This is a genomic window from Burkholderia territorii (assembly GCF_902833055.1).
Classification (GTDB): Bacteria; Pseudomonadota; Gammaproteobacteria; order Burkholderiales; family Burkholderiaceae; genus Burkholderia; species Burkholderia territorii.
In genome coordinates this window covers 1-15734 of record NZ_CADFEJ010000032.1, presented here as the reverse complement: position 1 = coordinate 15734, position 15734 = coordinate 1, and the positions used below count along the sequence as shown (strand labels likewise).

Genomic DNA, 15734 nt, shown 5'->3' with positions numbered 1-15734 from the left:
ACGAGGACGGCAGAACGATGACCGCGATTTTAACAACCCGCTCGCGTAGCGCGCGGCGAATCGTGCAACGTTGGCCAATCGGACAGGGTTCGCGCGCGCGCATGACGGGTCTGCGCAAGCGTGCGGCAAGCCCGTCATGCACGTGAACGACGGACAAAAAAAACCGCCCGGCGAACCGGGCGGTTTCGATGACAGCGAATACGCAGCACAAGGCGGCTCGCGCCGCCCCGCGCTTATTCGGCTGCCGGGTGTTGCGGCTCTTCCGCGGGCGCGCTCGGCGTGCCGAAGTCGAATGCCTCTTCCGCTGCGATCTGGTCGAAACGCTCGCGGTCGGACATCTCCTTCGCCTTGCGTGCCTTGTGGAACGCGAGACCCGTACCGGCCGGAATCAGACGGCCGACGATCACGTTTTCCTTCAGGCCGCGCAGATCGTCGCGCTTGCCCATGATCGCCGCTTCGGTCAGCACGCGGGTCGTTTCCTGGAACGATGCCGCCGAGATGAACGAGTCGGTCGACAGCGACGCCTTCGTGATACCGAGGAGCACGTTGTCGTACGACGCCGGGCGCTTGCCTTCGGCGATCATGCGGTCGTTCTCGTCCAGCATGTCGGAACGCTCGACCTGTTCGCCCGGGATGAAGCGCGTATCACCGTTGTCGGTGATCTGCACACGACGCAGCATCTGGCGAACGATCACCTCGATGTGCTTGTCGTTGATCTTCACGCCCTGCAGACGATACACGTCCTGCACTTCGTCGACGATGTAGCGCGACAGCGCCTCGATACCCTGCAGACGCAGGATGTCGTGCGGATCGGCCGGGCCGTCCACGATCATTTCGCCCTTGTTGACGACCTGAGCATCGTGGACCAGCACCTGCTTTTCCTTCGCGATCAGGAACTCGTGCTGATTGCCTTCGAGGTCCGTGATGACGAGACGCTGCTTGCCCTTCGTGTCCTTGCCGAACGACGTCGTGCCGGTGACTTCCGCGAGAATGCCGGCATCCTTCGGCGAACGCGCTTCGAACAGTTCCGCCACCCGCGGCAGACCGCCGGTAATGTCACGCGTCTTCTGCGCTTCGGTCGGGATACGGGCGAGCACTTCACCCACCTGCACCTGCTGGCCGTCCTTCACGGTGATCAGTGCGCCGACCTGGAAGCCGATCTGCACCGCGTGTTCCGTGCCCGGGATCTTCACTTCGTCGCCGTTCGCGTCGAGCAGCTTCACCTGCGGACGCACGCTCTTCGAAGCTTGCGAACCGCGACGCTTCACGTCGATCACGACCAGCGTCGACAGGCCGGTCACGTCGTCGATCTGCTTCGCGACGGTCACGCCTTCCTCGACGTTCTCGAACTTCACCGTACCACCGTACTCGGTGATGATCGGACGCGTCATCGGATCCCACGTCGCCAGCTGCGTGCCGGCCTTGATCGCCGCGCCGTCGAGCTGCAGCAGCGTCGCGCCGTACGGGATCTTGTGACGTTCGCGCTCGCGGCCGATGTCGTCGGTGATCAGCGCCTCGCCCGAACGCGAAATGACGATCTGCTCGCCCTTCGCGTTGGTGACGTAACGCATCGTCGCCGTGAAGCGCACGATACCGTTGCTCTTCGCTTCGACCGACGACGCCACTGCCGCACGCGATGCCGCACCACCGATGTGGAACGTACGCATCGTCAGCTGCGTGCCCGGTTCACCGATCGACTGTGCAGCGATCACGCCGACTGCTTCGCCGACGTTCACGAGCGAGCCGCGGCCAAGGTCACGGCCGTAGCAGGCCGCGCACAGACCGTAACGCGTTTCGCAGGTCAGCGGCGTGCGCACGCGCACTTCGTCGATGCCGAGGCGTTCGATTTCCTCGACCGCCGTTTCGTCGAGCAGCGTGCCCGATTCGTACAGCGTTTCCTGCGTTTCCGGGTTCACGACGTCCGCGACCGCGACGCGGCCGAGGATACGGTCGCGCAGTGCCTCGACGACTTCACCGCCTTCGACCAGCGCCTTCATCGCCACGCCGTTCGACGTGCCGCAATCGTCCTCGACTACCACCAGATCCTGCGTGACGTCGACCAGACGACGCGTCAGGTAACCCGAGTTTGCCGTCTTCAGTGCCGTATCAGCCAGACCCTTACGTGCGCCGTGGGTCGAGATGAAGTACTGCAACACGTTCAGGCCTTCGCGGAAGTTCGCGGTAATCGGCGTCTCGATAATCGAGCCGTCCGGCTTCGCCATCAGGCCTCGCATACCGGCCAGCTGACGAATCTGCACCGCCGAACCCCGGGCGCCCGAGTCGGCCATCATGTAGATCGAGTTGAACGACTCCTGGCGCGTCTCGTTGCCGTCGCGGTCGATCACCGGCTCCGTCGACAGCTGCTCCATCATCGCCTTGCCGACCGCTTCCGACGTTGCCGACCAGATGTCGACCACGTTGTTGTAGCGTTCCTGCGCGGTGACGAGACCCGACATGTACTGGCGGTCGTACTCCTTCACCTTCTTCGCGGCGTCGCCGACGATCGTTTCCTTCTGCGGCGGCACGAGCATGTCGTCCACGCAGATCGAAATGCCGGCACGCGTCGCCAGGCGGAAACCCGACTGCATCAGCTGATCGGCGAACACGACCGTCGCACGCAGACCGCACTTGCGGAACGCGGTGTTGATCAGGCGCGAGATTTCCTTCTTCTTCAGCGGCTTGTTCAGCACCGAGAACGGCAGGCCGTGCGGCAGGATCTCCGACAGGATCGCGCGACCGACGGTCGTCGCGTACAGCGTGATCTTCGGCACGAATTCCGGCGCGCCTTCCGACGTGTCTTCGTTGCGGACCATTTCGGTGATCCGCACGTTGACGCGCGATGCCAGCTCGACTTCCTTGTTCTCGTACGCGCGGATCACTTCCGACACGCCGGTGAACGTCAGGCCTTCGCCCTTGCCGTTGATCGCTTCGCGGGTCGCGTAGTACAGACCCAGCACGATATCCTGCGACGGCACGATCGACGGATCGCCGTTGGCCGGGAACAGCACGTTGTTCGACGCCAGCATCAGCGTGCGCGCTTCCATCTGCGCTTCGAGCGACAGCGGCACGTGAACGGCCATCTGGTCACCGTCGAAGTCGGCGTTGAATGCCGCGCAGACGAGCGGGTGCAGCTGGATCGCCTTGCCTTCGATCAGCACCGGCTCGAACGCCTGGATACCGAGACGGTGCAGCGTCGGCGCACGGTTCAGCATCACCGGGTGCTCGCGGATCACCTCTTCGAGGATGTCCCACACCACCGGCGTCTGGTTCTCGACTTCCTTCTTCGCAGCCTTGATGGTCGTCGCGACGCCCATCACTTCCAGCTTGTTGAAGATGAACGGCTTGAACAGTTCCAGCGCCATCAGCTTCGGCAGACCGCACTGGTGCAGCTTCAGCGTCGGGCCGACCACGATGACCGAACGGCCCGAGTAGTCGACGCGCTTGCCCAGCAGGTTCTGACGGAAACGACCGCCCTTGCCCTTGATCATGTCGGCGAGCGACTTCAGCGGACGCTTGTTCGCGCCCGTCATCGCCTTGCCGCGACGACCGTTGTCGAGCAGCGAGTCGACGGCTTCCTGCAGCATCCGCTTTTCGTTGCGGACGATGATTTCAGGCGCCTTCAGCTCGAGCAGACGCTTCAACCGGTTGTTACGGTTGATCACACGGCGATACAGGTCGTTCAGGTCCGACGTCGCGAAACGGCCGCCGTCCAGCGGCACAAGCGGACGCAGTTCCGGCGGCAGCACCGGCAGCACTTCGAGGATCATCCACTCGGGCTTGATGCCCGAGCGCTGGAATGCCTCGAGGACCTTCAGGCGCTTCGCGTACTTCTTGATCTTCGCTTCCGAGCCGGTGTTCTTCAGCTCGGTGCGCAGCGTCTCGACCTGCTCGTCGATGTTGATCGCGCGCAGCAGTTCACGCACGCCTTCCGCGCCCATCTCGGCACGGAATTCGTCGCCGTATTCCTCGACCTTGTTGTAGTAATCCTCTTCGGTCATGATCTGCCGCGCCTTCAGCGGCGTCATGCCCGGTTCGATCACCACGTACGCTTCGAAGTACAGCACGCGTTCGATGTCGCGCAGCGTCATGTCGAGCACCATGCCCAGACGCGACGGCAGCGACTTCAGGAACCAGATGTGCGCGACCGGCGAGGCCAGCTCGATGTGGCCCATCCGTTCGCGACGCACCTTCGCCAGCGTCACTTCGACGCCGCACTTCTCGCAGATCACGCCGCGGTGCTTCAGACGCTTGTACTTGCCGCACAGGCACTCGTAGTCCTTGATCGGCCCGAAGATCTTCGCGCAGAACAGACCATCGCGTTCCGGCTTGAACGTACGGTAGTTGATGGTCTCCGGCTTCTTCACTTCACCGAACGACCACGAACGGATCTTGTCCGGCGAGGCCAGACCGATCTTGATCGCGTCGAAAACTTCTTCCTGTTGGACTTGCTTGAATAGATCGAGCAGAGCTTTCATTGCCTTCTCTCCGTAGTCCGATTAATTGCGGTCGAGATCGATGTCGATACCGAGCGAGCGGATTTCCTTCACGAGCACGTTGAAGGATTCCGGCATGCCTGCATCGATCACGTGATCGCCCTTGACGAGGTTTTCGTACACCTTCGTCCGGCCGGTCACGTCGTCCGACTTCACCGTCAGCATTTCCTGCAGCACGTAGGACGCGCCGTACGCTTCGAGTGCCCACACTTCCATTTCACCGAAACGCTGACCACCGAACTGCGCCTTACCACCCAGCGGCTGCTGCGTGACGAGCGAGTACGGGCCGGTCGAACGCGCGTGCATCTTGTCGTCGACCAGGTGGTGCAGCTTCAGGTAGTGCATGTAGCCGAGCGTCACGCGACGTTCGAACGGCTCGCCCGTGCGGCCGTCGTACAGGCGGACCTGGTTCTTCGACGGGTTCATGTCGAGCTGCTGCGCGATGTCGTCCGGGAACGCGAGGTCGAGCATCTTGCCCATTTCTTCCTCGGTCGCACCGTCGAACACCGGCGTCGCGAACGGCACGCCTTCGCGCAGGTTCTTCGCGAGTTCGAGGATCTCGTCGTCGGTGAAGCTTTCCAGATCTTCCTGGCGGCCCGACTCGTTGTAGATCTTCGTCAGGAACACGCGCAGTTCCTCGATCTTCGCCTGGCGCTGCAGCATTTCGCCGATACGCCAGCCGAGGCCCTTCGCGGCCCAGCCGAGGTGCACTTCCAGAACCTGACCCACGTTCATCCGCGACGGCACGCCGAGCGGGTTCAGCACGACGTCTGCCGGACGGCCGTCGGCCATGTACGGCATGTCTTCGATCGGGACGATCTTCGACACGACACCCTTGTTACCGTGACGGCCTGCCATCTTGTCGCCAGGCTGCAGGCGGCGCTTCACCGCAAGGTACACCTTGACCATCTTCAGCACGCCCGGCGGCAGTTCGTCGCCTTGCGTGAGCTTCTTGCGCTTCTCTTCGAACGCCAGATCGAACTGGTGACGCTTTTCCTCGATCGAGTTCTTGATCGCTTCGAGCGATGCCGCTGCTTCGTCGTCCGCGAGGCGGATGTCGAACCAGTGGTAGTGGTCGAGGTCTTCCAGGTAAGCCTGGTCGATCTTCGTGCCCTTCGCGAGCTTCTTCGGACCGCCGTTCGCGACCTTGCCCACGAGCATGCGTGCCAGACGCTGGAACGCGTCGCCTTCCACGATGCGCAGCTGGTCGTTCAGGTCGAGACGGTAGCGCTTCAGTTCGTCGTCGATGATCTGTTGCGCACGCTTGTCGCGCTGGATGCCTTCACGCGTGAACACCTGGACGTCGATCACGGTGCCGCTCATGCCCGACGGCACGCGCAGCGACGTGTCCTTCACGTCCGAAGCCTTCTCGCCGAAGATCGCGCGCAGCAGCTTCTCTTCCGGCGTCAGCTGGGTCTCGCCCTTCGGCGTGACCTTGCCGACCAGCACGTCGCCCGCTTCGACTTCCGCACCGATGTACACGATGCCCGATTCGTCGAGACGGCCGAGCTGGACTTCCGCCAGGTTCGAGATGTCGCGCGTGATTTCTTCCGGCCCGAGCTTCGTGTCGCGTGCAACGACGTTCAGCTCTTCGATGTGGATCGACGTGTAGCGATCGTCGGCCACGACCTTCTCCGAGATCAGGATCGAGTCCTCGAAGTTGTAGCCGTTCCACGGCATGAACGCGATCAGCATGTTCTGGCCGAGCGCGAGCTCGCCCAGGTCCGTCGATGCGCCGTCGGCCAGCACGTCGCCGCGCGAGACCTTGTCGCCCATCTTCACGATCGGACGCTGGTTGATGTTCGTGTTCTGGTTCGAACGCGTGTACTTGATCAGGTTGTAGATGTCGACACCGACTTCACCTGCGACCGCTTCGTCGTCGTTCACGCGGATCACGATACGGCCTGCGTCGACATAGTCGACGACGCCGCCGCGGAACGCCTGAACCGTCGTGCCCGAGTCGACCGCGCAGGTGCGCTCGATGCCCGTACCGACGACCGGCTTTTCCGGACGCAGACACGGCACGGCCTGACGCTGCATGTTCGAGCCCATCAGTGCACGGTTCGCGTCGTCGTGCTCGAGGAACGGGATCAGCGAAGCTGCGACCGACACGATCTGCGACGGCGCGACGTCCATGTACTGGATGCGGTCCGGCGTGACCATCATCGTTTCGCCGGCTTCACGCGACGACACGAGTTCGTCGATCAGTCGGCCGTCTTCGTCGATCGCGGCGTTCGCCTGGGCGATCATGTAGCGGCCTTCCTCGATCGCCGACAGGTAGTCGATCTGGTCGGTCACCTTGCCGTCCACGACCTTGCGGTACGGCGTCTCGAGGAAGCCGTACTCGTTCAGGTGCGCGTACAGCGCGAGCGAGTTGATCAGACCGATGTTCGGACCTTCCGGCGTTTCGATCGGGCACACGCGGCCATAGTGGGTCGGGTGCACGTCACGAACTTCGAAGCCTGCGCGTTCGCGCGTCAGACCGCCCGGGCCCAGTGCGGAAACGCGGCGCTTGTGCGTGATTTCCGACAGCGGGTTGGTCTGGTCCATGAACTGCGACAGCTGCGACGAACCGAAGAACTCGCGGATCGCCGACGAAATCGGCTTCGAGTTGATCAGGTCGTGCGGCATCAGGTTTTCGCTTTCGGCCTGGCCGAGGCGTTCCTTGACCGCGCGCTCGACACGCACGAGACCTGCGCGGAACTGGTTTTCCGCCAGTTCGCCGACGCAACGCACGCGACGGTTGCCGAGGTGGTCGATGTCGTCCACTTCGCCCTTGCCGTTGCGCAGCTCGACGAGGATCTTGATCGTCGCGAGGATGTCGTCGTCCTGCAGCGTCATCGGGCCGACGATCTCGTCACGGCCGACGCGGCGGTTGAACTTCATGCGGCCGACCTTCGACAGGTCGTACGCTTCTTCGCTGTAGAACAGACGGTTGAACAGCGCCTCGACCGCTTCTTCGGTCGGCGGCTCGCCCGGACGCATCATGCGGTAGATCGCGATGCGCGCGGCCGTCTTGTCGGTCGTTTCGTCGACACGCAGCGTCGACGAGATGTACGGGCCCTGGTCCAGATCGTTCGTGTAGAGCGTCTGGATTTCCTTGATGCCCGCTTCGCGCAGCTTCTCGAGCACGCTTTCGGTGATTTCGTCGTTCGCGGTCGCGATCACTTCGCCGGTGTCGCCGTCGACGACGTTCTTCGCCAGCACGCGGCCGAGCAGATAGTCTTCCGGCACCGAGATGAACTTGGTCTTCGCGGCTTCGAGGTCGCGAATGTGCTTCGCGTTGATCCGCTTGTCCTTCTGGACGATGACCTTGCCGTCGCGATCCGTGATGTCGAAACGCGCGACTTCACCACGCAGGCGCTCGGGCACGAACTCGAGTTGCGCGCCTTCGTCCATCAGCGTGAAGTTGTCGAACACGAAGAAGTTCGCGAGGATCTGTTCCGGCGTGAGGCCGATGGCCTTCAGCAGGATCGTGACCGGCATCTTGCGGCGACGGTCGACGCGGAAGTACAGGATGTCCTTCGGATCGAATTCGAAGTCGAGCCACGAGCCGCGGTACGGAATGATCCGTGCCGAGAACAGCAGCTTGCCCGAGCTGTGCGTCTTGCCCTTGTCGTGTTCGAAGAACACGCCCGGCGAACGGTGCAGCTGCGAGACGATGACACGCTCGGTGCCGTTGATGACGAACGAGCCCGTCGGCGTCATGAGCGGAATTTCGCCCATGTACACTTCCTGCTCCTTCACTTCCTTGACAACCGGCTTGTTCGGCGATTCCTTGTCGAGGATGACGAGGCGGACCTTCGCGCGCAGCGCGGAGCAGTACGTCAGGCCACGCTGCTGGCATTCCTTGATGTTGAATGCCGGCGCGGACAACGCATAGCTCACGAACTCGAGGCGCGCGAAGCCGTTGTGCGAAACAATGGGAAATACCGATGTGAATGCGGCTTGCAAACCTTCAGGCTTGCGTTGCGTACCAGGCACATCGGCTTGCAGAAACGTGCTGAATGATTCAAGCTGGGTGGCCAGCAAGAACGGAACTTGGTGAACGATGGGGCGCTTCGCGAAACTCTTGCGAATGCGCTTCTTCTCGGTGAAGGAATATTGCATACGATCTCCGAATCACGGCGGGTGCTGTCGAGGCGGGATACCTGGACGTTTCGAACCCGAGTGTTCACCGACTGAGACCCGATGGCCGCCCGATGGCTTGAACGAGCCGAGAAGCTTGGTGGTTGGCCGCTACCAACCGCTGGCTGACGGCAGCGGATGCCTGTGTTGCCCGCTACCCGACCAAACTTGCCTTCTGCAGTCGCTTCAGAAGACAAAGAGAAACGCCAGTCGTGACCATTGATTACGATCAGGCGGTTTTCTTTGGCCTCTGGGGCCGGTTATTCGGGCTTCCGAATGAGTGCCAGAATAACGTCCCCACAAAGCACAAAAAGGCCGGCGGTGAAAATACCGCCAGCCTTCGCACAGCGCGTCGAAACTTACTTGACTTCGACCTTCGCGCCAGCTTCTTCCAGCTTCTTCTTGGCTTCTTCAGCAGCAGCCTTGTCGACGCCTTCCTTGACAGCCTTCGGTGCGCCGTCAACGACGTCCTTCGCTTCCTTCAGGCCCAGGCCCGTCAGTTCGCGAACTGCCTTGATGACTGCAACCTTGTTGCTGCCTGCTTCAGCCAGAACGACCGTGAATTCGGTCTTCTCTTCTGCTGCAGCAGCAGCGCCGCCGCCTGCCGGGCCAGCGACTGCCACTGCAGCTGCCGACACGCCAAACTTCTCTTCGAACGCCTTGACCAGTTCGTTCAGTTCCAGAACGGTCATCCCTTCGACTGCTGCCAGGATGTCTTCTTTTGCGATTGCCATTTGAAATACTCCTAAATTGAATTCGGATACAGCCAGCGATCAGTGACGCTGATGCACGCTCGATTACGCAGCTTCCGCTTGCTTCTTCTCGGCCAGCGCGGCAAGAGCACGCGCGAAGCCCGAAACAGGCGCTTGCATAACGAACAGCAGCTTCGAGAGCAGTTCTTCACGGCTCGGGATGCTTGCCAGCGCTTGCACGCCAGCCTTGTCCATCACCTTGCCATCGAACGAACCAGCCTTGATGACCAACTTGTCATTGCTCTTGCTGAAGTCGTTGACGACCTTGGCAGCAGCAATTGCATCTTCCGAGATGCCGTAGATCAGGGGGCCAGTCATCTGCTCTGCCAGCGGAGCAAAAGGCGTACCTTCAACAGCGCGACGCGCCAGCGTGTTCTTCAACACGCGCAGGTAAACCTGTTGCTCACGCGCTTTCGCGCGCAGCTTGGTCAGATCGCCAACCGCAATTCCACGATACTCAGCCAGCACAACGGTCTGGGCCTTCGCGACTTGCGCGGCAACCTCAGCGACGACGGCTTGCTTGTCTTCTCTATTAAGCGGCACGGTTAGCCTCCAGAAACGATACGTTCGGCGCGGCCGGCATGGCCGAAACCTCACGTACCTCGTTCAACAACGGCGTCCGACCTCGTTAGGAGTATTTCCACCTCACGCCGTGAATCGCTTCACGACCTGCGGCTTCACCACTGCAAAACTTTTTCGGGTTCGCCATCTGCGTTGGCTTGAATTAAGGGATCGCCTGCCTGCTGCGTCCCACCAACGGTCTTTGATAACCGGTTGCCCGCCATGCTGCACGAACAACCGCCCAAAGCCCATGTAGACCGCTTCGCGAACGAAGCGGCCCGAATACTTGCTTACTGCGCTGCCAGCGTAGCCTGGTCGACACGCACGCCGACACCCATCGTGCTCGACAGTGCGATCTTGCGCAGGTAGACGCCCTTGCTCGTTGCCGGCTTGGCCTTCTGCAGCGCTTCGATCAGTGCCGACAGGTTCGAACGCAGTGCGTCTGCTTCGAACGATGCACGGCCGATGGTCGCGTGGATGATACCGGCCTTGTCGACACGGAATTGCACCTGACCAGCCTTCGCGTTCTTGACTGCAGTCGCGACGTCCGGCGTGACCGTGCCGACCTTCGGGTTCGGCATCAGGCCGCGCGGGCCCAGGATCTGACCGAGCGTACCGACGATACGCATCGTGTCCGGCGAAGCGATCACGATGTCGAAGTCCATCTGGCCAGCCTTGATCTGCTCAGCCAGGTCTTCCATACCGACGATTTCCGCGCCTGCTGCACGAGCCTGCTCGGCCTTGTCGCCTTGTGCGAACACGGCAACGCGAACCGACTTGCCCGTACCTGCCGGCAGAACGACCGAACCACGAACGACCTGGTCCGACTTCTTCGCATCGATGCCGAGCTGGACTGCGACGTCGATCGACTCGTTGAACTTCGCGCTCGCGCATTCCTTCACGAGTGCCAGTGCGTCTTCGATCGCGTACAGCTTCTGACGGTCGACCTTGGCGGCAAATGCCTGACGGCGCTTGGAGATCTTAGCCATTTACACGCCCTCCACAGTGATGCCCATCGAGCGTGCGCTACCAGCGATGGTGCGAACGGCTGCGTCCAGATCAGCTGCCGTAAGGTCCGGCATCTTGGTCTTCGCGATTTCTTCGGCTTGAGCGCGCGTGATCGAACCGACCTTGTCGGTGTGCGGCTTGCTCGAGCCCTTGTCCACCTTCGCCGCCTTCTTGATCAGGACGGTCGCCGGCGGCGTCTTCATCACGAACGTGAAGCTCTTGTCAGCGTATGCCGTGATGACCACCGGCACCGGCAGACCCGGCTCCATGCCTTGAGTCTGCGCGTTGAACGCCTTGCAGAACTCCATGATGTTCAGGCCGCGCTGGCCCAGTGCCGGACCGACCGGCGGCGACGGGTTGGCTTTACCTGCAGGAATCTGCAGCTTGATAAAGCCGACAATCTTCTTTGCCATTTGTAAACCTCGTTGGAACGCCAGACGGCGTTCGGTGAGTGATAACGCGCGTTCGCCGCTGGCTACTGACGCTCCTCAACGGCCATAACGCGAGCCGTAAGCGCGAAGGTGGGCAGCCGAGGCTGCCCACCGAATCGGGATCAAACTTTTTCGACCTGACCGAACTCGAGTTCGACCGGGGTAGAGCGGCCAAAGATGGTGACCGACACACGCACGCGCGATTTTTCGTAGTTGACCTCCTCGACGGTGCCGTTGAAGTCCGTGAACGGACCTTCCTTGACACGCACCATCTCGCCGACTTCGAACAGGGTCTTCGGGCGCGGCTTCTCGACGCCTTCCTGCATCTGCGACATGATCTTTTCGACTTCCTTCGGGGAAATCGGGGTCGGGCGGTTACGCGCACCGCCGACGAAACCCGTGACCTTCGCGGTGTTCTTCACGAGGTGCCACGTTTCGTCCGTCATCTCCATCTCCACCAGCACGTAGCCGGGGAAGAAACGACGCTCGGTTACTGCCTTGTGGCCGCCTTTGACTTCGACCACTTCTTCGGTCGGGACCAGGATCTGACCGAATTTATCCTGCATGCCAGCACGTTCGATGCGCTCCTGAAGCGCGCGCTGCACGCTCTTCTCCATACCGGAGTAGGCGTGCACGACGTACCAACGCTTTCCGCTCGGGGATGCCGGAGTATCGCTCATATCATTTCCAACCCAGAATCGCCGAGAAAATCACCCATTCGATCGATTTGTCACTCAACCAGAGGAAAATCGCCATCACGAGCACGAAACCGAACACGACGAGTGTGGTTTGCGTTGCTTCCTTGCGGGTGGGCCAAACGACCTTGCGGACTTCCTTGTACGAATCCTTGGCAAACGCGATGAGGCTCTTGCCAGGTGCGGACATCAGACCGACGGCCACGCCGGCGATGATACCTACCGCCAATGCGGCACCGCGGACATACCACTGCTGGTTGGCCAGCCAGAAGAAGCCCACGAATCCGGCCAAGACCAGCAATACGCCCAGGGCCAGCATCAGCTTATCGCCGGAGGTATTTACAGTTTCGACGGATGGATTCGCCATAACACCTTAAAACAAATGCCACGTGGGACACGTGGCGATTTTTGGCAGGGGCAGAGGGAATCGAACCCCCAACCTTCGGTTTTGGAGACCGACGCTCTGCCAGTTGAGCTATACCCCTAAACCATGTTGGGGCCGGCTGCCGCCAGCCCCAAAACTGTCGATCAACGAATAACTGGCTTACTCGATGATCTTGGCGACGACGCCGGCGCCGACGGTACGGCCACCTTCGCGGATTGCGAAGCGCAGACCTTCTTCCATCGCGATCGGAGCGATCAGCTTCACCGTGATCGACACGTTGTCGCCCGGCATCACCATTTCCTTGTCCTTCGGCAGCTCGATCGAGCCCGTCACGTCCGTCGTACGGAAGTAGAACTGCGGACGGTAGTTGTTGAAGAACGGCGTGTGACGGCCGCCTTCGTCCTTGCTCAGCACGTACACTTCAGCCGTGAAGTGCGTGTGCGGCGTGATCGAACCCGGCTTCGCCAGAACCTGGCCACGCTCCACGTCTTCACGCTTCGTGCCGCGCAGCAGGATACCCACGTTGTCGCCTGCCTGACCTTGGTCCAGCAGCTTGCGGAACATTTCAACGCCCGTGCAGGTCGTCTTCACCGTCGGCTTGATACCGACGATTTCGATTTCCTCGCCGACCTTGATGATGCCGCGCTCGACACGACCCGTCACCACCGTACCGCGGCCCGAGATCGAGAACACGTCTTCCACCGGCATCAGGAACGCGCCGTCAACCGCGCGCTCCGGCGTCGGGATGTACGTGTCCAGTGCGTCTGCCAGGTTCATGATCGCCACTTCGCCCAGCTCGCCCGTGTCGCCTTCCAGCGCCAGCTTTGCGGAACCCTTCACGATCGGCGTGTCGTCGCCCGGGAAGTCGTACTTCGACAGCAGTTCGCGAACTTCCATCTCGACCAGCTCGAGCAGTTCAGCGTCGTCCACCATGTCGCACTTGTTCAGGAACACGATGATGTACGGAACGCCAACCTGACGCGCCAGCAGGATGTGCTCACGCGTTTGCGGCATCGGGCCGTCTGCTGCCGAGCAAACCAGGATCGCGCCGTCCATCTGTGCCGCGCCCGTGATCATGTTCTTCACGTAGTCAGCGTGGCCCGGGCAGTCGACGTGTGCGTAGTGGCGGTTTGCCGTTTCGTACTCGACGTGTGCCGTGTTGATCGTGATGCCGCGCGCCTTTTCTTCCGGTGCCGCGTCGATCTGGTCGTACGCCTTCGCTTCGCCGCCGAACTTCTTCGTCAGAACCGTCGTGATCGCTGCCGTCAGCGTCGTCTTGCCGTGGTCGACGTGACCAATCGTACCAACGTTGACGTGCGGCTTGGTCCGCTCAAACTTTTCCTTGGCCATTTTCAACTCCCGAAAGGAATTTCACATGTTGCGCCGCGCGCAAACAGACACTGACTTTTTACTGCTGGTGCCCATGGGCAGGATCGAACTGCCGACCTCTCCCTTACCAAGGGAGTGCTCTACCACTGAGCCACATGGGCGCTATTACGCTTCAACTACACGGACTGGAGCGGGTGAAGGGAATCGAACCCTCGTCGTAAGCTTGGAAGGCTTCTGCTCTACCATTGAGCTACACCCGCACGGGCCACTAACGATTCCTTACCGCTCTCTGCGCTGATGTTCTGGTGGAGGAGGTTGGATTCGAACCAACGTAGGCGTAAGCCAACAGATTTACAGTCTGCCCCCTTTAGCCACTCGGGCACCCCTCCGTAGAGAACTGACGATTATGGGGGTGCATCGCACTGTTGTCAAGCACATCCCGAAGATTATTTTCATTCTCTTCCAGCGCACCTGAGCGATTCACCCGACGCCCACACCCGCCCGGCTAAGGCAAGTACAGGAGGATTGCCTATCGGCATCCACATCTTCGTCAGCCCCCGCTTTCAGCGTCGATTTGCATCTTTGCTGAAAACGAAAGACCGCCATCATACGGCCTCCCGAGCATAATGCCAAGCGGGTAGACGCAAAAAATCCGCAATTTCCATGCCGAGCGGTATTTATGGAGCCTGCGGCACATGCCCGGGTCGCACGAATTGATCAGAGGCGACGCGCCCGTATGTCGCCAAGGCGGGAGCAGCCGGGACGGAGGCAAGGACGTCCGGCACACTGACGCCGGATTACCGACTTAGCGCCGCCGCTCACCTCCTCCACAGCGAGCGTGAATCCGCGCTGAACGGGCTGAATGTCCGAGGAACAACGCGGGTATCAGATGCGTGGTGCGGATCCTCAGCAGGAGCCTGGCCAGACTCTTGTGTTGATCGCCTTGCACAACGAGTCGGCGCAATAGGTGCTGCATCGCTGAACGTTCGCCGCGACAGCGATGCGCACGCGATGTGGCCGCCGGGACGTCGAGGCGAGCCGAGCTTTGGTCTCCGGCCCGGATGGCCTCATCGTCTCGCCAGCTGGCATCACGAGGTGCGTCGATAGGCGTTCGTCACAATACGTAGGCGACCGCTTCCGCAGCCTCAACGCGCCCTGGCATTGTCGCGATGTAGGCGGCGGCGAAGCATCGGGCGTCGACGATCGGTTCTTGTGTCGACATTGAACGATGTCCTCGCGATGCCTCTTGCGGATTAAGCACCAGCGAGACTAACGCTCGACACGGGCACCTCAACATCGGCCCCTCGGGCCTGGTGATACTCATGTTGAATCGAGGCCGAGGCCGGTTTTGGCTCCACCGATTTGTATCGGCGAGCATTCCGCACTGGACAGCGACACATGCGCATCACGGTCGACCGGCATCGATCGGACGGCGGCAAGCCTTCGTGCGGCAGGAAGGGTCGCCGCTGTTTGGCGGCCACAACGCATTCAGTCACCGACAATACCCGTGCGTTCAAGGACGGATAGGTGGCGGTCGATAGAGACCACGGAGTGGTCTTCTGAGGCGACTAGCAGGCAAACTCGCCCCCCTCCAACACCACGGCGGCTGGCGTCTGCGGAAGGTACTACGGAACTTTCGACAGCCATTCGAGCGCCAACTGGACACGCTCGTGTGGCGTCGAGCCGCCTTGGATTTCCCGATCAGATCAGCCGGTCAACACCGGCAAACTGGCGCCTCGAACAGAGTCACCGGCATTCAACGAAAAAGTGCCCTGACGAAGGCTTTTGTCGAAGCGGTACGAGCGGTCTGTGTGGCCGGAAATTGCAGCGATGAAGGCGGGGATGGGTTCGGGATGATGAAGCGGGGATCAGGGTGCGCCGCTCGAGCGCCCCGCGGAGAGGTTTGGTTACCTCCGCGCACATTTGCGCCGCGCCAAATGCAAAAACCCCCG

Annotated in this window: 9 protein-coding genes and 4 tRNA genes; all 13 read right to left on the bottom strand. The window is 61.3% G+C overall.

What is annotated here, in order from left to right; genetic code table 11:
- Positions 1-233: 233 nt before the first annotated feature.
- The 13 genes from rpoC to HW466_RS29595 all read right to left on the bottom strand — a co-directional run bounded on the left by rpoC (position 234) and on the right by HW466_RS29595 (position 14171).
- A complete protein-coding gene (gene rpoC, locus HW466_RS29655; RefSeq protein ID WP_059448625.1) occupies positions 234-4475 on the bottom strand; it encodes a DNA-directed RNA polymerase subunit beta' in 4242 nt (1413 codons plus the stop codon).
- Between the two features lie 21 nt (positions 4476-4496).
- Complete coding sequence (gene rpoB / locus HW466_RS29650) at positions 4497-8603, bottom strand: DNA-directed RNA polymerase subunit beta (protein WP_059448626.1); 4107 nt, start codon at positions 8601-8603, stop codon at positions 4497-4499.
- A 377-nt stretch (positions 8604-8980) separates the two neighbouring features.
- Entirely contained in the window at positions 8981-9355 is a 375-nt protein-coding gene (rplL, locus tag HW466_RS29645; protein ID WP_021161757.1) for a 50S ribosomal protein L7/L12, read from the bottom strand.
- 63 nt (positions 9356-9418) lie between these two features.
- Positions 9419-9916 (bottom strand): 50S ribosomal protein L10, encoded by a 498-nt coding sequence (gene rplJ / locus HW466_RS29640; RefSeq protein WP_059448627.1) that lies wholly within the window; start codon positions 9914-9916, stop codon positions 9419-9421.
- Positions 9917-10224: 308 nt separating this feature from the next.
- Positions 10225-10923, bottom strand: a complete 699-nt coding sequence (gene rplA, locus HW466_RS29635; protein ID WP_040143027.1) for a 50S ribosomal protein L1 — start codon at positions 10921-10923, stop codon at positions 10225-10227.
- Positions 10924-11355: a 50S ribosomal protein L11 gene (rplK, locus tag HW466_RS29630; RefSeq protein WP_006400671.1), complete on the bottom strand. Its 432-nt coding sequence runs from the start codon at positions 11353-11355 to the stop codon at positions 10924-10926. It lies immediately after the preceding gene.
- Positions 11356-11495: 140 nt separating this feature from the next.
- Positions 11496-12053 carry a transcription termination/antitermination protein NusG gene (gene nusG / locus HW466_RS29625; protein WP_006400672.1) on the bottom strand — a complete coding sequence of 186 codons (558 nt, stop codon included), beginning with the start codon at positions 12051-12053 and terminating at the stop codon, positions 11496-11498.
- Between the two features lies 1 nt (position 12054).
- Positions 12055-12435 (bottom strand): preprotein translocase subunit SecE, encoded by a 381-nt coding sequence (gene secE, locus HW466_RS29620; RefSeq protein WP_006482892.1) that lies wholly within the window; start codon positions 12433-12435, stop codon positions 12055-12057.
- A gap of 42 nt (positions 12436-12477) precedes the next feature.
- A tRNA-Trp gene (locus HW466_RS29615) sits at positions 12478-12553 on the bottom strand.
- Positions 12554-12612: 59 nt separating this feature from the next.
- A complete protein-coding gene (gene tuf, locus HW466_RS29610) occupies positions 12613-13803 on the bottom strand; it encodes an elongation factor Tu (protein ID WP_034209732.1) in 1191 nt (396 codons plus the stop codon).
- A 65-nt stretch (positions 13804-13868) separates the two neighbouring features.
- Positions 13869-13943: transfer RNA gene (locus HW466_RS29605), tRNA-Thr, on the bottom strand.
- 25 nt (positions 13944-13968) lie between these two features.
- Positions 13969-14042 (bottom strand) — tRNA-Gly (locus tag HW466_RS29600).
- A gap of 43 nt (positions 14043-14085) precedes the next feature.
- Positions 14086-14171 (bottom strand) — tRNA-Tyr (locus HW466_RS29595).
- Positions 14172-15734: the final 1563 nt, after the last annotated feature.